General features: G+C 42.6%; 19 protein-coding genes. 13 read left to right on the forward strand and 6 right to left on the reverse strand.

What is annotated here, in order from left to right; translation table 11 throughout:
* Nucleotides 1-387: 387 nt before the first annotated feature.
* Nucleotides 388-3,093 (reverse strand): cyanophycin synthetase, encoded by a 2,706-nt coding sequence (gene cphA / locus LC605_RS21920; RefSeq protein ID WP_229549657.1) that lies wholly within the window; start codon nucleotides 3,091-3,093, stop codon nucleotides 388-390.
* A gap of 418 nt (nucleotides 3,094-3,511) precedes the next feature.
* Entirely contained in the window at nucleotides 3,512-4,375 is an 864-nt protein-coding gene (locus LC605_RS21925) for a cyanophycinase (protein ID WP_229549642.1), read from the reverse strand.
* 538 nt (nucleotides 4,376-4,913) lie between these two features.
* Here LC605_RS21925 and trmD point away from each other — a divergent pair.
* The 8 genes from trmD (at nucleotide 4,914) to argH (ending at nucleotide 12,225) form a co-directional block, all read left to right on the forward strand.
* Nucleotides 4,914-5,603 carry a tRNA (guanosine(37)-N1)-methyltransferase TrmD gene (trmD, locus tag LC605_RS21930; RefSeq protein ID WP_229549643.1) on the forward strand — a complete coding sequence of 230 codons (690 nt, stop codon included), beginning with the start codon at nucleotides 4,914-4,916 and terminating at the stop codon, nucleotides 5,601-5,603.
* 78 nt (nucleotides 5,604-5,681) lie between these two features.
* Nucleotides 5,682-6,167: a 2-C-methyl-D-erythritol 2,4-cyclodiphosphate synthase gene (ispF, locus tag LC605_RS21935; protein ID WP_229549644.1), complete on the forward strand. Its 486-nt coding sequence runs from the start codon at nucleotides 5,682-5,684 to the stop codon at nucleotides 6,165-6,167.
* Nucleotides 6,168-6,221: 54 nt separating this feature from the next.
* Nucleotides 6,222-6,734 (forward strand): hypothetical protein, encoded by a 513-nt coding sequence (locus LC605_RS21940; RefSeq protein ID WP_229549645.1) that lies wholly within the window; start codon nucleotides 6,222-6,224, stop codon nucleotides 6,732-6,734.
* Nucleotides 6,735-6,743: 9 nt separating this feature from the next.
* Entirely contained in the window at nucleotides 6,744-7,343 is a 600-nt protein-coding gene (locus tag LC605_RS21945; protein WP_309143276.1) for a PIN domain-containing protein, read from the forward strand.
* Nucleotides 7,344-7,367: 24 nt separating this feature from the next.
* The gene (locus tag LC605_RS21950; RefSeq protein ID WP_229549647.1) at nucleotides 7,368-9,155 is read left to right on the forward strand and encodes an ABC transporter substrate-binding protein; all 1,788 of its coding nucleotides are present in this window, start codon (nucleotides 7,368-7,370) and stop codon (nucleotides 9,153-9,155) included.
* A 471-nt stretch (nucleotides 9,156-9,626) separates the two neighbouring features.
* Nucleotides 9,627-10,415 (forward strand): nickel pincer cofactor biosynthesis protein LarB, encoded by a 789-nt coding sequence (larB, locus tag LC605_RS21955; RefSeq protein ID WP_229549648.1) that lies wholly within the window; start codon nucleotides 9,627-9,629, stop codon nucleotides 10,413-10,415.
* Nucleotides 10,416-10,521: 106 nt separating this feature from the next.
* Entirely contained in the window at nucleotides 10,522-10,728 is a 207-nt protein-coding gene (locus LC605_RS21960; protein ID WP_229549649.1) for a hypothetical protein, read from the forward strand.
* Nucleotides 10,729-10,833: 105 nt separating this feature from the next.
* Nucleotides 10,834-12,225, forward strand: coding sequence for an argininosuccinate lyase (gene argH / locus LC605_RS21965; protein WP_229549650.1), 1,392 nt, complete (start codon nucleotides 10,834-10,836; stop codon nucleotides 12,223-12,225).
* Nucleotides 12,226-12,553: 328 nt separating this feature from the next.
* Here the strand turns inward: argH and LC605_RS21970 are convergent, their stop codons facing one another.
* Complete coding sequence (locus tag LC605_RS21970; protein ID WP_167407613.1) at nucleotides 12,554-12,718, reverse strand: hypothetical protein; 165 nt, start codon at nucleotides 12,716-12,718, stop codon at nucleotides 12,554-12,556.
* A 960-nt stretch (nucleotides 12,719-13,678) separates the two neighbouring features.
* Between LC605_RS21970 and LC605_RS21975 the strand changes: the two genes are divergently transcribed.
* Nucleotides 13,679-14,173, forward strand: coding sequence for an NUDIX hydrolase (locus LC605_RS21975; RefSeq protein ID WP_229549651.1), 495 nt, complete (start codon nucleotides 13,679-13,681; stop codon nucleotides 14,171-14,173).
* A gap of 323 nt (nucleotides 14,174-14,496) precedes the next feature.
* Nucleotides 14,497-15,339, forward strand: a complete 843-nt coding sequence (locus tag LC605_RS21980; protein ID WP_229549652.1) for an alpha/beta fold hydrolase — start codon at nucleotides 14,497-14,499, stop codon at nucleotides 15,337-15,339.
* Here the strand turns inward: LC605_RS21980 and LC605_RS21985 are convergent.
* Both LC605_RS21985 and LC605_RS21990 read right to left on the reverse strand, forming a co-directional pair.
* Nucleotides 15,331-15,753 carry a hypothetical protein gene (locus tag LC605_RS21985; protein WP_229549653.1) on the reverse strand — a complete coding sequence of 141 codons (423 nt, stop codon included), beginning with the start codon at nucleotides 15,751-15,753 and terminating at the stop codon, nucleotides 15,331-15,333. The genes LC605_RS21980 and LC605_RS21985 overlap by 9 nt on opposite strands.
* Nucleotides 15,754-16,017: 264 nt before the next feature.
* The gene (locus LC605_RS21990) at nucleotides 16,018-16,551 is read right to left on the reverse strand and encodes a hypothetical protein (protein WP_229549654.1); all 534 of its coding nucleotides are present in this window, start codon (nucleotides 16,549-16,551) and stop codon (nucleotides 16,018-16,020) included.
* Nucleotides 16,552-17,122: 571 nt separating this feature from the next.
* Between LC605_RS21990 and LC605_RS21995 the strand changes: the two genes are divergently transcribed.
* Nucleotides 17,123-17,719, forward strand: coding sequence for a Uma2 family endonuclease (locus LC605_RS21995; protein ID WP_229549655.1), 597 nt, complete (start codon nucleotides 17,123-17,125; stop codon nucleotides 17,717-17,719).
* Nucleotides 17,720-17,766: 47 nt separating this feature from the next.
* Here LC605_RS21995 and LC605_RS22000 read toward each other — a convergent pair whose 3' ends face one another.
* Complete coding sequence (locus LC605_RS22000; protein WP_229549658.1) at nucleotides 17,767-18,684, reverse strand: pantothenate kinase; 918 nt, start codon at nucleotides 18,682-18,684, stop codon at nucleotides 17,767-17,769.
* Between LC605_RS22000 and LC605_RS33080 the strand changes: the two genes are divergently transcribed.
* Nucleotides 18,621-18,755 carry a hypothetical protein gene (locus LC605_RS33080; RefSeq protein WP_267868624.1) on the forward strand — a complete coding sequence of 45 codons (135 nt, stop codon included), beginning with the start codon at nucleotides 18,621-18,623 and terminating at the stop codon, nucleotides 18,753-18,755. The genes LC605_RS22000 and LC605_RS33080 overlap by 64 nt on opposite strands.
* 82 nt (nucleotides 18,756-18,837) lie before the next feature.
* Nucleotides 18,838-20,562 carry a diflavin flavoprotein gene (locus tag LC605_RS22005; protein WP_229549656.1) on the forward strand — a complete coding sequence of 575 codons (1,725 nt, stop codon included), beginning with the start codon at nucleotides 18,838-18,840 and terminating at the stop codon, nucleotides 20,560-20,562.
* The last annotated feature ends 484 nt before the right edge of the window (nucleotides 20,563-21,046 follow it).

Consider the following 21,046-nt stretch of genomic DNA (forward strand, 5'->3'; position numbering starts at 1 on the left):
CTGAAGTAGACTAAAGATTGTTGAGGAATTTAGTCATCTTTTAGATGACTTCAGCTATTAGCAAGGAACTTCAGTTCCTTGCAAGACAGCAGTTTTACGTTAAGTTGACACCAATAGCGTCTCGCCCACCCCACAAGAAGTAGTTGAGTATTTTTTAAATTGGAAGTCCCTAAAAGTAGTCATACCAATTCTGCATGAAGATGCGCCAAACTATATGAGCAACGAACTGCGTTCGCGCAGCGTCTCGTAAGAGTTGGACACAAAGTAAAGAAAGAAAAAAAGAAGAAGCCAAGAAAATTTGGCGGAGCCTCAGAAAGAAATGATATCAGAATACAAAAAGTAGGAAGAGGTAGTGGGTTGTGGAGTCAGCGCACTGGCTCCTCCTGACTACAGCAAGGTATTAACAACAGAAGAAGGTGTGATCCCATTTTGGGAATCGATGACAGTTGTGCCAGTATTTTGTTGATGTGTCTCTTCTTTGGCTAAACCACGCAGCTTAATTAACTTAATAGCTCGTGTAACGCTTTCTGGTAAAATTACCACCAGGCTGTTATCAGGAGCCATGTCTAAGCCTTTATTTATCGCTTGGGTTTCATCCAAAATTGATTCATAGCGGCTATCAGGTTTAACTTCGGTGATGCCTTGAATAATTAACTGGGCGGCTGAACCCCGTGGGCGTCCCCGTGTGTCATCGTCTTCTTTGATGATGATGTAGTCAAAAATTTGTGCTGCTAATTTACCCAAAGTCACAAAATCTTCATCGCGGCGATCGCCTGGCCCACCAATTACGCCAATCCGTTGTCCTGTAGTCCAGTTCCGTACAAAGGAACCTACAGCTTCGTAACTGGCTGCGTTGTGGGCGTAGTCCACCAAAGCGTGGTAGTTGCCTAAATTAAATAAATTCATCCGTCCTGGCGTTTGACTAACTGAAGCCCGGAAAGTCCTTAAACCAGAACGAATCTGCTCAATTGTGACGTTTTGCACGAATGCTGCCAAACTTGCAGCTAAAGCGTTGGCAATCATAAACGGCGCACGCCCGCCCATTGTTAAAGGTATGTTTTCTGCTCTTTCTATCCGGTGTGTCCAATCACCTTTAACAATTGACAAATAGCCATTTTCATATACTGCCGCTACTCCGCCCTTTTGGATGTGCTTCCGCACTAATTCCGAGTCGGGGTTCATGGTGAAGTAAGCAATATTAGCTTTAGTTTTTTCTGACATGGCGGCGACGCGGCGATCGTCAGCATTGAGTACCGCATAGCCATCGGGGAATACAGCTTCTGCTACTACGCTTTTAAGGTTAGCTAACTGCTCAATGGTATCTATATCGCCTATTCCTAAGTGGTCGGCGGCTACATTTAATACTACTCCTACATTTGCGGCTTCAAAGCCTAATCCAGAGCGGAGAATGCCACCGCGAGCCGTTTCCAGTACTGCTACTTCTACTGTGGGATCTTGGAGGATGACGTGGGCACTTTGGGGGCCTGTGTTATCGCCAGCTTCTACTAAGTAATCACCGATGTATGTTCCATCAGTGGTAGTATAACCAACTACTTTCCCCGTCTGCTTATAAATATGTGCTAGTAGTCGGGTAGTGGTGGTTTTGCCATTAGTACCCGTGATGCTGAGGATGGGAATTTGGCTAGATTGCTCGTTGGGAAACAGCATATCCATCACTGCGCCGGCAACGTTGCGGGGAATGCCCACACTTGGGGCAACGTGCATTCGGAAGCCGGGAGCGGCGTTAACTTCGACAATCACGCCATCTACTTCCCGAAGAGGACGGCTAATATCCGTGGTGACGATATCGAGTCCGGCGATATCCAAACCGATAATCTTGACCACCCGTTGTGCCAACCAAAGATTTTCTGGGTGAATTTCATCGGTACGGTCTACAGCACTACCGCCTGTACTCAAGTTGGCTGTTGCTCTGAGATAACAAATAGTACCCTTGGGTGGCACGCTATTTAGGGTGTAGCCTTGCCTTTCGAGCAACTGGTAACTAGTGCGGTCTAGTTCAATCTTAGTTAGGACGTTATCATGTCCTTCACCGCGATTTGGGTCAAGATTTGTTTCCTCAATGAGTTCGGCAATGGTGGATCTGCCGTTGCCAATGACATGAGCCGGGACGCGTTCGGCAACTGCTACTACTTTGCCATTTACCACTAGTACCCTGTGGTCGCGCCCAACATAATACCGTTCGACAATAATTGAGCGGGAAACCTGTCTGGCAGCTTCGTATCCGGCTTCAGCTTCTTCCCAAGTTCTAATATCAATGGTGATCCCACGTCCGTGGTTGCCATCCAGTGGCTTGATAACGATGGGATAGCCGCCAACGAATTCAATGGCTTGTTCCAAATCGTCTAAGAAGTTGATCACTGTACCTCTGGGGACTGGCGCACCAGCAGCAGCGAGGATGCGTTTAGTGGCTTCTTTATCGCAAGCTAGTTCTACGCCCAGAATGCTGGTGTTGTCAGTCATTGTGGCTTGCATCCGCTTCTGGTTGACACCGTAGCCTAGCTGAATCAAAAAGCGGGCTTCCAGAGACATCCAGGGAATACCTCTTTTTTCAGCTTCTTTGACGATCGCTTCCGTGGAGGGGCCTAAGGAAGCATCACGAGTGAAGTCTTTCAAGTCTTGGATATCTTGCTCTAGTTCTGCCTTGGGATAACGGCCTCGATCAACGATACTCTGGCATAGCCGCACTGCGGCTCGTCCAGCATAGCGTCCCGCTTCCTCATTCTGGTACTCGATCACTACTTGGTAAATTCCGGGTGTGGCAGTTTCACGGGTGCGACCAAAGCCGACATGCATACCAGCTAATTCCTGGAGTTCTAGGGCTACGTGTTCGACGACATGGCCCATCATAGTGCCTTCTTTGACTCGCATCAGAAAACCACCACGACAGCCAGGCGAGCAATAGTGACCCTCCAGACTTGGCAGCGCCTCAACTAATCCTTCATAAAAGCCAGGGATTTCATTCGAGGGTATCTCGCCAAGGGTTTCTAAATCGAGGCGCATGACGATCAGTTTGTGGCGTCGAATGCTCCAATAGTTTGGGCCGCGTAAGGTCTGGATCTTGAGGATTCTCATGGGAATAGGTAGATGGAGATTCGGAACCAAAATTCTAGTTTCTTACTGGAATTGACCGCTAAACTGTTCGTTGCAAACAGTTTTTTCTTTTTACATGGTATTCTTATCATTTTTCTACGCTAAGAAAAAATGTGCGGTCAACCAATTTTGGATTTTAGATTGACGATTTTGGATTGAAAGAGACTACTACGGTACTTAGCTCTTTTAATTTTAGATTGACGATCGCGTCGCTAAGATGAGTCCAAAGAAAGGTACAGTGCAGAACAAGGATCTTTGAGATTTGTTTGGCTCACTTTCTGGCGTTAGTGTACCGGGACGTTAGTCCACCATGTACCGAAAAGCTCTTTTAATCTAAAATCACAAATCCCAAATCTAAAATTTATGGTCAACTCAGTGTAACCTCAGATACTCTATCCCGTCAGCTGGAGATTCGGTGTACAGCAGGCAATACAGTGCGCTGGTACAAGTGGAAGCGATCGCCGTAGCTGAGGATATGGAGACGTAAATTATGCACGGTTAATGGTTCATTAGCACCGACATGGGGTTCATTGGTATGGGTCAGCTCAGTGGGATCAACAATGGTAACACTGCCTTTGCCCATAACTTGTAGCCAACCATCACGTTCAAACACAGCACAAGTATCTTCGTCAATGCCAATACCTAAGCGATCGGGATGTGCTGCGATCGCACTAATCAGTCGCCCCATGCGATTACGGTTGTGAAAGTGTTGGTCAACGATTACTTCCGGAATAAACCCTAAACCTGTTGCCATATCAACTAGGGAACGATTTGGCGTTTCTCCACTACCGCCGCCAGCAATCATATGATGCCCCATCACTGCCGCTCCTGCACTAGTGCCTGCTAAGGTCAGTTGCCCCGCCCTCACCCGTTGACGAATAATTTCCATTGCTGGCGTATCTGCCAATACGCCACAAAGACGCAGCTGGTCTCCTCCTGTCAAAAATACCCCACTACAGGCTTCTAAGGATGCTTTAATCTGGGAGGCTTCACACTGTTCCCGTTCACGGATGTCTAAAATCTCTACCTTTTGGGCACCCATTTCTTCAAAAATGCGAATATACCGACCACCGATGATGGCGGGTTCGCGAGAGGCAGATGGAATAATTGTAATATAAGCCTTACTAGCACCGGCACGTCCAAAAAAAGTTCGTAGGATTTCGCGCCCGTGAACTTTATCTTCTGCACCTCCGATAACCATAACGGCAGTTTTAGTTGCTTGGGGTGTCCTCATTTCTAGCGATTTAGCTTGTAATTGCGGCATTTTGTTTCTCCTGTCAACAACTTCAGGTGAATTTAACAAGGTTCAGAAGCAGCCATGATTTTTGCGCTTTGCAACTTTAAAGAGGACACTTTTAGAAGTTTGGAACTGGGTCAGCCACTCTCCAAATTTTCGCCTAACGCTTGCGTTGCCTCAGTCTAAACGTGTTTGTTCCCATTCCTCAAAGCCAGCGCCTTGTTTTTCACCTGTCCACTTGCAGCAGGGCAAAATAGTCTTTAGGAGGCTAGATTCCCCCTTTCGTATTTGGGACAAGCAGTTAAGACTACGCTTTTTTCTGAGGCTGGCTCGATGCATCCTGGAAGTTGTTAACTTGATAAGATTATTAATTTAAATGTAGTTGTGACAACATTTAAACATAAATTAAGTAATTAGAAAAACTTTCGATCCTATCTAAAATCCAAGAGGTCTGGTAGTTTTAGATACTATTGATAAAGTTTAACTGGAGTTTGGCCCGACCTTGGCTTGCTGGTGTTTGCTAGACATTCAAATTTAAGATTAGTGTCCTCGAATACGAATAACTGTGCGCTTTGATATAGTTACGCTTTTTCCTGACTGTTTTAACTCTGTTCTCAATTCTGGGCTGCTGGGTAAAGCCTTAGCCAAACAGATTGCTGAAGTACATTTGGTGAACCCACGGGACTTTGCCACTGACAAGCACCGAAAGGTAGATGATGAACCCTATGGCGGCGGCGTTGGGATGCTAATGAAACCAGAACCTATTTTTACCGCCGTGGAGTCGCTGCCAATTCTACCCCGAAGAGAAGTAATTTTGATGAGTCCACAGGGTCAAACAATCAATCAACCTCTTTTGAAGGAATTGGTGACCAATTATGACCAGTTAGTAGTTATTTGCGGGCATTACGAAGGGGTGGATGAGAGGGTGCTACATTTGGTAACTCGTGAAGTATCTTTAGGGGATTTTATTCTGACTGGCGGAGAAATTCCAGCAATGGCTTTGATTAATGGTGTAGTGCGGCTGATCCCAGGAACCGTGGCCAAAACGGAGTCCCTGACAGCAGAAAGTTTTGAGGAGGGGTTATTGGACTATCCCCAATATACTCGTCCTGCGAATTTTCGCGGTTTGAAAGTACCTGATGTCTTGCTGAGTGGGAATCACGCCGCGATCGCTCGGTGGCGTTACGAGCAACAAATTCAAAGAACCCGCGATCGTCGCCCTGATCTTTTGGAAAAATGGGAGATGAGGGGATGAGGGGGATGAGGGGGATGAGGGGATGAGGGGGATGAGGGGGATGAGGGAGAATAACTAATGACAAATGACAAATGACAAATGACAAAAATTCGTATTGGTAACGGCTACGATATCCATCGATTGGTGAGCGATCGCGCTTTAATTTTGGGTGGAATTAAAATTCCCCATGAACTGGGTTTGTTAGGTCATAGTGACGCTGATGTGTTAACACACGCGATTATGGATGCCATGCTTGGGGCATTATCTTTGGGGGATATTGGTCATTATTTTCCGCCTAGCGATCCTAAATGGGCGGGAGCAGATAGTTTAGTACTATTAACTCAAGTACATCAACTGATTCGGGTTCAAGGCTGGCAAATCGGAAATATTGACTCAGTGGTAGTAGCAGAACGTCCAAAATTAAAACCGCATATTCATAATATGCGCGATAAATTAGCGGCGGTTTTAGAATTAGAACCAAATCAAATTGGCATCAAAGCTACCACCAACGAAAAATTAGGCCCCGTTGGCCGCGAAGAAGGTATATGTGCTTATGCTGTCGTTTTGCTAGTGGCTTTAGAGTAACTTTTCTTTGGAAACATCGGTAAAAATATCGAAGACTCACAAGGATTGAAATTAATGATTTATAGTAACCAACAAACCTTAACTTGGTGGGAACTTAGAGCCTTACAAGCTACAAACATAGAAAATATAGACTTTCCCGATCTAGTTGCTTTAGACAAAGAGGAACAAATTATTCTCATAGCTGAAGTCAAAGGTTTACCATTCAATTTTCAAGATACAAAAGCCAAAAAATATGCTAGTTTACGGCTGATTGATTACTTGCAAGCTGCAAAGATACTGATTCCTTTTGCCATGCTTATTGATGTAAATAACATTCTGATTTTTAAGTGGGATGGCAATAATTTATCAGAGGCAATTATCAGTCTTAATACTGCTGATGTGCTTAGTCATTACGAGCCAAAATTCCGCGACAAAAGAATATTTAGTCTTTACCTTAAAGGTCTTACAGAAGCTTGGCTACGTGACTTGGCCTATCATTGGAAATCTGCAATACCACCTTTCACAAAGGAAATGACAGAAATTGGTTTATTGCAACTACTAGAAGACGGAACAACTCAACTTTATTAATGATTAGCAGTGATAATTTACGTTGAAACTAATTTCTTGATGAGTATTGCTAAAGGGCAAGATTCACAAGCACAAGAATTACTGCAAAATCCACCCTCTTCTTTACGTATCGTAGTGCCAAGTATTTGTTTTGTAGAATCATTAACAACATTAGAACAAGAAGAAAAATATAATCTAGATTTCCTCGGCAAGTTAGATATACAAATTAATCAAGCAGAACGAGATAATTCAGATAATGCACGATTACTGCTTTTTCGCCTAGAGCAATCAAGAACTAGCTTTCTTCAACGAAATAACGAAGTTAAAGAACGTTTTGATGTAGCTTTTAATCAGCTGATAAACAAATCAGAAATGATTACATTAAGTACGCGTGTTTTTCAAGAAACGTTGAGTAGAGCAATTTTTGATAAGCACATTATAGATAGAATAATCTTGGAGTGTATAATTTTTCATGCTGGGTTGCATACTAATGAAAATAAATCATTTTTAAGTAGCAATTCTAAAGAATTTGGCAGACGCGAAGTTATAGAGGTTTTACGAAATAGTGGGATTCAGTATTTCAATAAAACTCAAAGTTTCCTTGGTTGGCTACAATCTCAATCAAATTAATTACACTATTCGTCTATTGAAATTATGAAAATTTTTAGTAAAATATTTCTGTCAATTAAACATTTTTGGTTGCCAATAATTTTTATTTCAGCAATAGCACTTACAATTAGCGCTTGCAACCCAGCTAACTTTAAAAGCGCATCTGCTCAAGTACCGCAATTGGTAAGTGCCATTCTCAGTGACCCCAAAACCTTTAATTTTCCTCTGAGTCAAGAGTTTCCTAATGTTTTTCCGCTCATTTATGAAGGGTTAATCACCGAAAACTATGATACGGGTAAAGTTGAGCCTGCTTTAGCAGAATCCTGGCAATTTTCTGATGATAAATTAAAAATTGTTTTTACTCTGCGCGAAGGTTTGAAATGGTCTGATGGGCAGCCACTTACCGTAGATGATGTGGTGTTCACCTACAACGACATCTATTTTAATAAAGCAATTCCTACCGATGTCAGAGATGTTTTAAGGATTGGCGAAAGTGGTAAGCTACCAAGCGTGAAAAAAATCGATGAACGTCGGGTTGAGTTTATTGTCCCCGAACCCTTTGCGCCATTCCTACGTAGTGCTACTGGCTATCCAATCTTACCCGCCCACACCCTAGAAAAATCTGTAAAAACTAAAGACCAAGAAGGTAAGCCAATATTTCTGTCACAGTGGGGTGTTGATACTCCTCCCGACCAAATTATTGTCAACGGCCCTTACAAATTAGAGCGCTATGACACAAGTCAACGTGTGGTGTTCCGGCGCAACCCTTACTACTGGCGCAAAGGGCTTAAAGGAGAATCCCAACCCTATATTGAACGGATAGTTTGGCAAATTGTAGAATCAACAGATACCGCCTTGTTGCAATTTCGTTCTGCTGGGTTAGATAGTGTGGGAGTTTCACCAGATTACTTTTCTTTACTCAAAGTGCAAGAAAAGCAAGGTAATTTCAAAATTTATAATGGTGGCCCAACAACTAGTACATCCTTTGTTTGGTTCAATCTTAATAAAGGTAAAAGAAATGGGAAACCACTGGTCAATCCAGTCAAATCGCGTTGGTTTAATAATTTGCAATTTCGCCAAGCTATAGCCTATGCAATTGACCGCCAAACAATTATTAACAACACTTTTCGCGGCTTAGGCACTACACAAAATTCGCCAATTTCCGTACAAAGTCCTTATTATCTTTCTCCGGAAGAAGGGTTAAAAGTTTATGATTACAATCTGAAAAAATCAAAAGACTTGTTACTAAAAGCAGGATTTAAGTACAATGACAAAAATCAGTTAGTAGATGCTGAGGGAAATCGCGTCCGCTTCACTTTGCTCACCAATGCTGGCAATAAAATTCGTGAGGCAATGGGATCACAGATTAAACAACACCTAAGCAAAATTGGTATTCAAGTCGATTTCACGCCGATAGCATGGAATACTTTTACAGACAAAATTTCTGACTCCCTTGACTGGGAAGCTTCTCTAATGGGACTCACTGGTGGATTAGAACCAAATGATGGGGCTAACGTTTGGAATCCCGAAGGTGGATTGCATATGTTTAATCAGAAACCCCAACCAGGACAACAGCCGATTGAGGGTTGGGAAGTAGCTCCTTGGGAGGCGAAAATTGGTCAGCTTTATATTAAAGGAGCAAGGGAATTAGACGAAGCAAAGCGCAAAGAAATTTATGCCGAAACTCAACAGATTACCCAGGAAAATTTACCGTTTATTTATCTAGTTAACGCCTTGTCATTGTCAGCTGTACGTAATCGTTTTGAAGGGATCAGATTTTCTGCCCTTGGTGGCGCATTCTGGAATATTCATGAAATTAAAGTAATTGATTAGTTATGAGGCATTGGGCATGGGGCAAATGACCTGACAATTCAGGTTAAGCTAATCGGCATTTAAGTTGCATAAAAGCAGGGCTGAAGCCCTTACTACAAGCGAATCATTCTGGAAAAATGAATGACGATTAGCTTATGTGGAAAAGTCCACCAAAAACCTAGGGCGTGTTTTCAAACTCGAAGATCCCCCCTAACCCCCCTTAAAAAGGGGGGAAAAGAAACTCTAAAAGCCCCCCTTTCTAAGGGGGGTTGGGGGGATCTCCAAAGACTAAGGTGCTTAAAGAAAAGTTTGAAAACACGCCCTAACGCCCTAACCCCCTAACCCCCTAACCCCCTTCCCGATGCGGGAAGGGGGAAATTCAAAGTCTCTCTCCTTTTAGGAGAGAGATTTAGAGAGAGGTTTTCCAGATGACCTGAATTGTCAGGGCAAATGACAAATGACAAATGACAAATGACAAAGGACAAATAACAAATGACCGATGAAAAAACCCTGCGATCGCTCCTCGAAGCGGTTGCCAATGGTAAAGTTACCCCAGATACGGCATTAAACTCGCTCAAAGACTTAGCTTATGAATCCGTGGGTGAGTTTGCCAAAATTGACCATCATCGCCAGCTAAGAACTGGTTTCCCAGAGGTAATTTGGGGGCCTGGTAAAACGCCCGACCAAATTGCTCAAATTATGGAGGTGATGCGCCTCCGCAATCCAGTGGTGATGGCAACTCGCATTGAACCAGCAGTTTATACCGCACTGCAATCAAAAGTTAGCGGTTTGCGATATTACGAATCGGCGCGAATTTGTGCGATCGCTCCTCCTACCATCGAACCACAATTTGCGGGTGAAATTGGCATTCTCTCTGCTGGTACCGCCGATTTACCTGTTGCTGAAGAAGCCGCCGTAACTGCTGAACTTTCTGGTTTTTGCGTCCAACGCCTCTGGGATGTTGGCGTTGCTGGAATTCACCGCTTATTAAGTAACCGCCACCTGATTGAGTCAGCATCGGTGTTGATTGTCGTGGCGGGGATGGAAGGCGCTTTACCTAGTGTTGTCGCTGGTTTAGCGAGTTGTCCTGTGATTGCCGTACCCACCAGCATCGGTTATGGCGCAAGTTTTGGCGGTTTAGCGCCTTTATTGACAATGCTCAACTCTTGTGCTGCGGGAGTAGGCGTAGTAAATATCGATAATGGTTTTGGCGCAGCAGTGTTGGCGGGGCAAATTTTGCGGACTGCCGAGAAATTGCGGTTGGCATCGGCTGCATCTTAAGTTAAGACATTAAAGTCATACCCAAGTTTTCAGTAAATATCAGTAATTAATGTAAAAAATAATCTGATACTGAAATTTGCTAGCCCCAACTTCTTAATCACCAAATATGAGCCATTACAGTGATTTGATATCTCAGTTCCTTTGGCATTTGCCTGTAAATTGGACACCGCTAGCGCAAACAGTTAGTGACCCAAACCTGATGGGTCAGATTCAAAAATCTTGGAGTCACTTTATACAAACAGGTCAAGTGTGGGCATTGTTGATTGGTTTAGTCATTGGCTATATCATTCGGAATCTAACTAGCTACGGTTAAATATAAAAGTTAGGAGTTGAAAGCTACGAGGGAAAAGTTAGGACTCCAAAACTCCTAACTCCTAACTCCTAACTCCTAACTCCCCCACTCCCCTCATAAATATTTATGACCAAAGAAGAAACTTGGAGCCAGCGATTTGAATCAGCATTGCACCCAGCGATCGCTCGTTTTAATGCCAGTATCGGTTTTGATATTGCATTAATCGAATATGACCTCACTGGTTCTCAAGCCCATGCCAAAATGCTTGCTCACACGGGCATAATCTCCCCAAAAGAAGGCGAGCAACTGGTTGCAGGTTTAGAACAAATTCGCCAAGAGTACCGCCAAGAAAAATTTCAGCCTGGTGTCGATGCTGGAGATGAAGATGTACATTTTGCAGTTGAACGACGACTAACAGAAATTGTCGGCGATGTGGGTAAAAAGCTGCATACGGCGCGATCGCGTAATGACCAAGTTGGTACTGATACCAGACTCTACCTGCGCGACCAAATCCAACAAATCAAGAGCCAATTGCGAGAATTTCAAGGTGTTTTACTAGATATAGCCGAAAAACACGTTGAAACCCTGATTCCTGGCTATACCCACCTCCAACGCGCCCAACCCGTGAGTTTAGCTCACCATCTTTTGGCATACTTTCAAATGGCGCAACGCGACTGGGAACGCTTAGGAGATGTTTCTCGCCGCGTCAATATCTCACCTTTGGGGTGCGGTGCTTTAGCGGGAACAACTTTCCCCATTGATCGCCACTACACAGCCAAACTCTTGCATTTTGACCATATTTATGCTAATAGCCTTGATGGAGTGAGCGATCGCGATTTTGCGATCGAATTCTTGTGTGCTGCTAGCTTAATCATGGTTCACCTCAGCCGTCTTGCAGAAGAAGTCATTTTTTGGTCATCTCAAGAATTTCGTTTTGTCACCCTCAAAGATAGCTGTGCCACGGGTTCCAGTATCATGCCCCAAAAGAAAAACCCCGATGTGCCAGAATTGGTGCGGGGTAAAACGGGGCGTGTATTTGGTCATCTCCAGGCGATGTTAGTGATTATGAAGGGGCTACCTCTGGCATATAACAAAGACCTCCAAGAAGATAAAGAAGGTCTATTTGATAGCGTCAACACAGTTAAAGCCTCTCTAGAAGCAATGACGATTTTGCTCAGAGAAGGTTTGGAATTTCGTACCAAGCGATTAGCAGAAGCCGTGACGGAAGATTTTTCTAATGCTACCGACGTAGCAGATTATCTAGCAGCACGGGGCGTTCCTTTCCGGGAAGCTTACGACCTTGTGGGTAAGATAGTAAAAACCTGTGAGGACGCAGGTAAACTCTTGAAAGATTTGAGCTTAGAAGAGTGGCAACAATTCCACCCAGAATTTGCAGCAGATATTTATGAGGCAATATCTCCCCGTCAAGTTGTGGCAGCCCGTAACAGTTACGGTGGTACTGGCTTTGAACAGGTAAAGAAAGCACTCATAGCCGCCCGCGCTCAAATGGCTCAATAGAGGGAGTGGGGAGAAAGAATTTTAGATTTTAGATTTTAGATTAAAATTTAATCCAAAATTGTCAATCCAAAATCCAATAGGACTTACGCAACTGGCATATTATTTGGAGTTTGTAGTGAGGACTTTAGTCCTCTTTCATCAGGGCTGTTCGCGGAGCGTTCCCGTAGGGTAGCCCTTGCTACAAACTAAAAGCTTTTATTTTTTGTAACACTTGCGTAAGTCCTATCCAAAATTGAATTGCCTAACGCCCAACAACAAATAGGGCGTACAAATAAATGTGCGCCCTAAAAGGTAAATAACCCAAACAATAAGGATTTAAGCAGACAGCTTATTCAGTGTCAGCTGCTGCTGCGCCTTCTTCTTCCTCACTCTTTGGTGGTCTTTGTTGGAACCTTCTCTGCATTCTTCCTGTAGTAGTCCGTTTACGAAACTTTCTGGCATACGCCTGGTTCCGTAGCGCCTTTTCTTTTTTCGGGTTACGGCGCTTGGCCATGTTCACCTCATTAAATAAACAACAAAAAAGTAGCAACTAGGCATCACGTAGGCAATATCAGCTACCAATATTATTGATATACTTGTAGCCTAGTGCAGCAATCAATACGCTTTAAACAGTGTACTAGTCTACCGCATTCGACCTTATTCTGTCAATAACAATTTCTAATTATCTTCACTAGGGACTTCTAATAAATAAATTATTCAATCTTGTGGGGCGAACCAGACGCCATTGGTGTCAACTTCAGAAGAAAGTAGCAAAACTTTCAGCTTGACTCACCCGCCTCGAACTAAAGTTCTTTGGCTTTTAGCTAAAGTCTACTGAAGTAGACTAAATATTTTTCCGATTATTTAGTCATCTTTAGATGACTTTCGCTATTAGCAAGGAACTTCAGTTCCTTGTGGAACATGGTTTCTACGTTAAATTGGCACCAATCGCCAGACGCCCACCCCACAAGAAATAGTTGAGTATTTTTTAAATTAGAAGTCCCCTAACTAAAGGAAAAAGACACCTTATTTAGATTTAAATCCGTCAAAGAGATGTAAATTAGCTAGCTAGTTGTTGTTCTTGGAACAAATCAATCAATATTATCAAGAATTAGGTAGCGGTCTAAAATTTCACTTAATTTTATTTTGGCAATTCGGAATTATCCATTTTAACTTATGATTCAGATTAATTTTTTAAATATGTGCTGAAAAACTATTAGTCATAGATGCTTTAGCTAAGGCTAATGGTTAGTTATAAACTGAATTTTTTTTATTTAACAAATATTATGTATATAGGAATACAGTGCTTCTATTTAAACTTGATGTTAATATTAATAATATTCTACGTAAATCGTGAGAATAAAATCTCAAGCCACAAACATATTTGTATAAAACCAAACTCAATTAAAATTTTATTACTTGAGTTTATGTAAGTGCTAGAGAAGTATAGAAAACAATACAAAAATTTTGAAGATTGAACGTTATTGCTTTTTTTCCGGCAGTTGTGCAGTCCACACGTACCTTATGGCGTGTTGGACAAACAGTATTGGGTATTATATTTCGTCATCCCATTACGGGTACTAGTATCATCCCAATTTTACCCGATGGTCGGATTGTACTGATCCGGCGACGTGACAATGGTCTTTGGTCATTGCCTGGAGGTATGGTGGATTGGGGAGAAGATATTCCCAACACAGTTCGCCGCGAATTAATGGAGGAAACCGGGCTAGAATTGCTGAAAATTAACCGTTTGGTAGGAGTTTACTCTGCACCAGACCGAGATCCTAGAATCCATTCAATTTGTATTGTGGTTGAAGCCGAAGTGCATGGAACAATGGAGATTCAGGATACTTTGGAAGTGATGGAAATCCAAGCTTTCTCTCCCAGTTTCCTACCTTCAGGACAGATGTCTCACGACCACACTCGGCAGTTGCAAGACTACTTGAAGGGCTTGACAACATTGGCATAGTAATATTTTGTCATTTGTCATTTGTCATTTGTCATTTGTCATTTGTCGCCAAAGTTCTGATTTAAGGAAGCCTATCTTCTCTACGAGAGGCTGCGTCATCAGGGTAGCTATGCCGCACGCTTTACGAGACCTTACGCGAACGCCTCAGACTTCTGTGTTTATAATTTGTCCAAAACTAATGACTAATACTTCGAGTACGCGGTTCCTGAGCGTAGTCGTTGGCGTAGCCTCTCGTAGAGAAGGGCAGTACAAGTGACTAATGACTAATGACTAATGACTAATGACTATTTATTATGGTGCTAAAAGTTAACTACTAAATTAAAATGGATACACTATTCCGTAACTCCCGGAGAAAGCTCTCTCAAGGGCTGATATTCTGGCGAGAAGTTGGTGAAAAAACTCCGATAATTTTTTTACATGGTGCTTGGAATGAAAGCAGTCAATGGTTATCTGTGATGGAGTCCCTTGCACAGGATTTTCATTGCTTTGCACCTGATTTGTTAGGGTTTGGTGAATCAGAGAATCCGAATATACATCATTCGATAGATTTACAAGTTGAGTGTCTATCTGAGTTTTTGCAAGCTGTGAAGCTAGAAAAAGTCTATTTAGTAGGGCATTCTCTTGGGGGTTGGATTGCTGCTAGCTATGCTTTAAAGTATCCAGAAAAAGTTGATGGTGTGGTATTGTTAGCACCAGAGGGTGTAGAGATACCAGGACAAGAAGAACATTGCCGGAAGATGCGGCGATTATTGAATTATCCACCACTAATAGTTAAATTGTTGCGATCGCTAACTCCCTTCACTAAAATTCTGGGTTGGTATGAAAAAATTGCCCAGGATTTACAATTACGTCAGGAATTGTTGCGTTACCCTATAGCTTGTCAGTTACTTTTCAAAAGGCGACAAACAGAAATTGAGGCGGAATTATTGCAAAAGCGGCTTTATATGATAAATGTGCCGGTTTTTATTTTACAAGGTGGTCAAGATACACCAGATGCTTTAGCCAAGAGCCGGGTTTATGCTCAACTGATGCCAAAAGTTGAGTTAAAAATGATTGCCCATGCGGGAAATGACTTACCAGAATCTTCTGCTGGGCTTGTAGCGACGGAGATTCGGGAATTTATTAAAACTATTTTAAAAAGCTATAATTTCAACGAATTAAACTAGCTCATTGAGAGTTTGCTGCCAATCCACTACACTCTCAATCTGTGGGTGCGTTTGTTCATCATATCCCGATTCATCAACCATCCATTCCTCAACCAGTTCTATTATCTGTTCTAAGGAGTCATCCCCTTTTGCTTCCGATTTAGAAATTTGTAGAGCAAATTGATATTTATCTAACTTGGTTACATTCGATGCTAGGGGAGTAAATCGGTTAGTCATAGCCACTTCATTAATGTCTCTCGTTTCACTAGAAACAGATGTTGCTATACGATAGTTTTCAGAAATCAGAATATTGGACAATAGTGAAGATTTTTCTTCAATCAACGCATCGATTTGTGTCCTAATTTTTAGCAGTTCCACTAAAGATAAGGTATCTAATTGACGCATAATCACATCTAGCTGTGATGTCTCGGACATAACTTGACGCTGGGTAAACTTCTCTCTCAATTTTTACTATTCAAGTTTTGTTTGTTTGCTGACCTTCTGATCGCTCTCAAACTCCTCGTTTACTCTTAATAGAATCTTGTGCTGGGGGTGTAGCGATCGAGATTCGAGATTTTATTAAAGAAAATTAGTAATTATAGGAAAGCAAGTTCAGAAAACTTATATCCATAAAAAAACGTTTATTTATATTAATTAAATAAACGTCAGGGTTAATATAATCGCTAGGTATTAATTAAGTTATTGATTTTCTGCGATATCCATGCTTAGTCTATCTCCAGTTTCTGCATCCACTACCATTAAAATTTTGGATTTTTTAAATTTTTCTGGACGTGGTGTTTTTTCATCAAGGACTCGTTGTGGTACATCAATACCGTTTGGTGCGTCAATTTCAATTAACCAGACACGACGGTTAGGATGTACTTGAAGGTTCTCGATGATATCACCGCCAAGTTTACTTTTAAATTTGATGTAATCGGCGTAAGTTACAAGCCGTGCATTTTTGAGATTTAAACCCTGTCGTAATTGTCCGATCGCCCGTTCTTTTTTAATCATCTGCAAAACGGGTTTTGCGCTGTTATCTGGGTAAAGATATTCTGTCGGCGTTGTTGGTGATGGTGGCTCAGGAATAATAGGCTTGTTTAATTCAGGAGGTCTTCTCAATCCCGGAGGATCACTGTTATCTGGGTTATCTACTGAATTTTGCGCTAATAATGATGTCGTTGGAATTGTGATTCCAATCGCCAAAATACCTAAAAACAAAAGTTTTTTCATCTTTTACTCTGTTGATTACAATTTATTAAGGACGTAAGAATTGAATAGCATTTTGTCCACCATTTTGTACAGGAAACCAACCCGAATACCACCCATAGCTATTAGTTTCCCTAGCGATAGGCTGTGTTCCAGTGTAATTCTGAAATCCTGATGCACCTACAGGATAAGTCCAAATATTCTCGACAGAAGTTCCATTTGTAAATGAATGTTGGTTATCTTGTGACTCGATACCAATATTTAACTGTTTCCCAACGTTGTAATTACTTGCCCCTGCAATCGTAATGAAGTAAACTGCAACGTTGTCAACAGATGATTTCCATCGATTAGGTTGGGTTAAATCCCGCTCTAGTTTATAGTGTGACTAATTTCTTACGAATGATTTAGGATTGCTATATGACTTAATCAAAACTCTTCAAAGTGTTGATTAAGTGTTGTGGTAAACCCTGATAAACTACCATCGAATTAGGGATTGAGCGTGGGCAAACGCCGTGGTTCCAAAAAAAAGTTACAATGAATTAAACTGTCCTCCAAGCGTGATGATTTCTTATCTGGAAACAGACTGGATACTTTTATGACCCCAGCAGCGATCGCTACACCCCGTCAGGAATCACCCCTGTTGTTTGAAGGAGTGACCTGGAGAGAATTCAAAGCAGTTGAGCAGTTGTTAGACCGTCCAGGGTATCGGTTGTCTTTTCTGGATGGAGTATTGGAGATCCGAAGAATGCCAGGAGAAGCACACGAAACCGTTAAAAAGAGAATTGCCGCATTGCTGGAACTGTACTTGCTTGTGGCAGGGTTTGACTTTACCCCGACTGGCTCAATGACCTTAGAAAGTGAATCGGGCGCTGTGAAGCGAGAAGCGGATGAATCTTATAAACTTGGCCCTGGTCGAGTGCGTCCCGATTTGGCGATAGAAGTGGTGTTTACCAGTGGCGGAATCAACAAACTAGAAGCATACAAGCGGCTTTTGATTCCTGAAGTGTGGTTCTGGGAAGACGGTGTGTTAGAAGTTTATCACCTACGCTATGAGGGAAACGCACTTCACTATGAAAGAGTTTACAGTAGTGAGGAGGTCAAAAGGATCGATCTGGATTTGTTGTTACGTTGCATTAATATGGTGAACCATGTTGATGCCATCAAGACTTTTCAGCAGGCGCTTCAGAAATAGTTAATCAAATGCTCCCAAAACTATAATCGCTAACTATATTACATCTACTATCTATTCCCCATTACTATTTCCCGCATTCCCCAAAAAATTAAATTTGGTTCCACAATTAAATGTGCTGCTATTTTAGGATATAAGGCTTGCATATACTTTAATAATAAAGTGCGATCGCCACCTTTAATTACAATATTACCATCAGCAAATAAATCCCACCACGCCTCAATAAAATCTTTAATTCCAGCTAACAGTGTATAAGTAACTCCACTTTGAATAGCCTCTGTTGTATTCACTGCAAAACGTTGTGGTAGAGATGCAAAATTTCTGGTTTCTACTAATGGTAATTGTCCTGTTTCTTGACCGAGACTTGCAAACTGTAAGCCCAATCCCGGCAAAATTGCACCTCCAACTAGACACTGATTAGCATCCGCAGCAGTAAAAGTTAGCGCTGTCCCAGCATCAATTACCAACATTGGAAAACCCCAAGTTTTTCCAGCACCCCACAAAGCTAAAGCGCGGTCAATTCCTAATGTAGAATAAACACCTTTTAGTGGTACTTGGTCTAATGTAATAACGCGAGTATTTGGGTAAGTTTGCCAAATAGCAGTTTGCGTGGGAACTACGGAGGCTATGAGGATGGGAGGGGATGAGGGGGATGAGGGAGATGGGGGGGATGAGGGGGATGAGGGAGATGAGGGGGATGAGGGGGATGAGGGGGATGAGGGAGATGGGGGGGATGAGGGGGATGAGGGGGATGAGGAAGTATTTTTTCCCCTAATTTTTTGATGGGGTGGAGAAATTGCCAGTAGTAGATGATCCAGGGTTTGACATTTAGTTAACTGTTGTATGACAGACTCAGCTAGATGGTCAGTATCCCAAGCTGAGTAAAGCTTTTTGCCAATAAACAATGCCCAATGTAGCCGAGAGTTCCCAATTTCCAAAGCTAGCCAAATTTCCCTCATCCCCCTCATCTCCCTCATCCCCCTCATCCCCCTCATCCCTCCGTGGTTTCACTCTTTTAAATTTTTTAAGTCAGTCATAGGTTTTTTAATAAAACTTAACATTCAAGTCATGTCACAATAAAACTAGAGGAACAAATACTCATTGTGTTAAGGAGGGGAGTTATGGTAGCGCTCACCGAAAAAACTGAAAAACGGCTCACCATACAGCAGGTGGAAATCGCTCAAGATACGACGGCTATTCGCTCTTTGGATTGGGATCGCGATCGCTTCGATATTGAGTTTGGTCTGCAAAACGGTACCACTTATAACTCGTTTGTCATCCGTGGGAACCAGACTGCCTTAGTTGATACCTCTCACGAAAAGTTTCGTCAACTATATTTTGATACGCTCACCGGATTAATCAAACCAACAGATATTGATTATTTAATTATCAGCCACACCGAGCCAGATCACAGTGGCTTGGTTAAAGATTTGCTGCAAATGGCTCCAGAAATAACCGTTGTCGGTTCTAAAGTGGCGATTCAATTTCTGGAAGATTTTGTACATCAGCCATTTAAACGGCGGATTGTGAAAAATGGCGATCGCTTAGATTTAGGCAATGGTCATGAATTTGAATTCGTGATTGCCCCCAATTTACATTGGCCGGATACCATCTTCAGCTTTGACCACAAAACCCAAATTCTCTATACCTGCGATGCCTTTGGGTTGCACTATTGTTCAGATAGCACCTTTGATGAAGACTTGGCGGCGATCGAAGAAGACTTTCATTACTACTACGATTGCTTGATGGGGCCAAATGCACGGTCAGTTCTATCTGCCCTCAAGCGCATGGGGGAACTGAAAACTATTACCATGATTGCCACAGGACATGGGCCATTATTATCTCACAATGTTGAGGAATTAGTTGGACGTTACCGCACCTGGAGCCAAACCCAAGCCAAGCCAGAAACGGCAGTTGGGATATTTTACGTTTCCGAATACGGATATAGCGATCGCCTCGCCCAAGCAATTGCCAATGGTATCGCTAAAACTGGTGTCGCCGTGGAAATTGTCGATTTGGGATCGGAAGTCGATTTACAAGAACTGCGGGAACTAGTTAGCCGTTGTGCTGGAATAATCGTTGGTCTACCTCCAGCTTCCGGTGCTGCGAGTATCCAAGCTGCACTCAGCACAGTTTTAGGATCAGCTAAAGAAAAGCAAGCGATCGGCGTGTTTGAAACCGGCGGTGGCGATGATGAACCGATAGATCCTTTGCTGAGTAAATTCCGCAATTTGGGTTTGATAACAGTTTTTCCAGCGATTCGGATTAAACAAACACCTACGGAAAATATCTACAAGCTGTGTGAAGAAGCGGGTACAGACTTAGGGCAATGGGTAACACGCGATCGCAGCATCAAAGTCATGAAATCTCTTGGTGCTGACTTAGATAAAGCATTAGGTAGAATCAGTGGCGGACTATATATTATTACTGCCAGAAAAGGCGATGTATCCAGTGCCATGCTAGCCTCCTGGGTTGCTCAAGCCAGCTTCAAACCCTTGGGATTTTCCATTGCAGTAGCTAAAGATCGGGCAATTGAATCACTCATGCAAGTAGGCGATCGCTTTGTTCTCAACGTTTTAGAAGAAGGCAATTTCCAACCATTAATGAAGCACTTTTTGAAGCGGTTCGCCCCTGGTGCAGATCGTTTTGAAGGTGTGAGAACCCAGCCAGCCGAAAATGGTGCGCCCATCCTCAACGATGCTCTCGCTTACATGGAGTGTGAAGTCATCAGTAGAATGGATTGTGGCGACCACTGGGCAGTATACAGCACAGTCTACGCCGGACGAGTTTCTAAGCCAGAAGCTTTGACTGCTGTGCATCACCGTAAAGTTGGTAATCATTATTAAAAAGTTAGGAGTTGGGAGTTAAAAATTAAGAGTTAGGAGTTAGGAGTTAGAAGTTAAACATTAGGATTTGTAGGGACGAGTTTAACAAAAAATATCGTCTGCACAACGGGAGTTAAAAGATTTAGGTTAACTACTAACTCATAATTCATAACTCCCAACTCCCAACTCCCAACTCCCAACTCCCAACTCCCAACTCCCAACTCCCAACTCCCAACTCCCAACTCCCAACTCCCAACTCCTAACTCCTAACTCCTAACTCCTAACTTTTAACTCTTGTTTCCGCCATGTTAAAAAATAAACCTCGTGACGTTCAAGTTTTCCCCATTGCTACGAATACAAGAATACTGCGATCGCGCAGTTGGTAAGGTCGTCCCAAAGAAGCGATCGCAGTTTTCAAGGTTTCCACTTCCATACACGTACCGCCCAAAGCACCTGCCATTGTGGTAATATGTTCTTCCATTAAAGTGCCGCCGATATCATTACA

This window comes from Nostoc sp. CHAB 5836 (genome assembly GCF_020829445.1).
In the GTDB taxonomy this organism is placed as follows: domain Bacteria; phylum Cyanobacteriota; class Cyanobacteriia; order Cyanobacteriales; family Nostocaceae; genus Nostoc.

Bases quoted from the DNA above. Each gene is read 5' to 3' on its own strand.
- LC605_RS21960 (WP_229549649.1), top strand. From the start codon at position 10,522: ATGAGCCATTACAGTGATTTGATATCTCAGTTCCTTTGGCATTTGCCT.
- LC605_RS22005 (WP_229549656.1), top strand. From the start codon at position 18,838: ATGGTAGCGCTCACCGAAAAAACTGAAAAACGGCTCACCATACAGCAG.
- cphA (WP_229549657.1), bottom strand. From the start codon at position 3,093: ATGAGAATCCTCAAGATCCAGACCTTACGCGGCCCAAACTATTGGAGC.
- argH (WP_229549650.1), top strand. From the start codon at position 10,834: ATGACCAAAGAAGAAACTTGGAGCCAGCGATTTGAATCAGCATTGCAC.
- LC605_RS21940 (WP_229549645.1), top strand. From the start codon at position 6,222: ATGATTTATAGTAACCAACAAACCTTAACTTGGTGGGAACTTAGAGCC.
- LC605_RS21925 (WP_229549642.1), bottom strand. From the start codon at position 4,375: ATGCCGCAATTACAAGCTAAATCGCTAGAAATGAGGACACCCCAAGCA.
- LC605_RS21970 (WP_167407613.1), bottom strand. From the start codon at position 12,718: ATGGCCAAGCGCCGTAACCCGAAAAAAGAAAAGGCGCTACGGAACCAG.
- larB (WP_229549648.1), top strand. From the start codon at position 9,627: ATGACCGATGAAAAAACCCTGCGATCGCTCCTCGAAGCGGTTGCCAAT.
- LC605_RS22000 (WP_229549658.1), bottom strand. From the start codon at position 18,684: ATGAGGGGGATGAGGGAAATTTGGCTAGCTTTGGAAATTGGGAACTCT.
- LC605_RS33080 (WP_267868624.1), top strand. From the start codon at position 18,621: ATGCCCAATGTAGCCGAGAGTTCCCAATTTCCAAAGCTAGCCAAATTT.
- LC605_RS21990 (WP_229549654.1), bottom strand. From the start codon at position 16,551: ATGAAAAAACTTTTGTTTTTAGGTATTTTGGCGATTGGAATCACAATT.
- LC605_RS21950 (WP_229549647.1), top strand. From the start codon at position 7,368: ATGAAAATTTTTAGTAAAATATTTCTGTCAATTAAACATTTTTGGTTG.
- LC605_RS21995 (WP_229549655.1), top strand. From the start codon at position 17,123: ATGACCCCAGCAGCGATCGCTACACCCCGTCAGGAATCACCCCTGTTG.
- LC605_RS21980 (WP_229549652.1), top strand. From the start codon at position 14,497: ATGGATACACTATTCCGTAACTCCCGGAGAAAGCTCTCTCAAGGGCTG.
- LC605_RS21985 (WP_229549653.1), bottom strand. From the start codon at position 15,753: ATGTCCGAGACATCACAGCTAGATGTGATTATGCGTCAATTAGATACC.
- ispF (WP_229549644.1), top strand. From the start codon at position 5,682: ATGACAAAAATTCGTATTGGTAACGGCTACGATATCCATCGATTGGTG.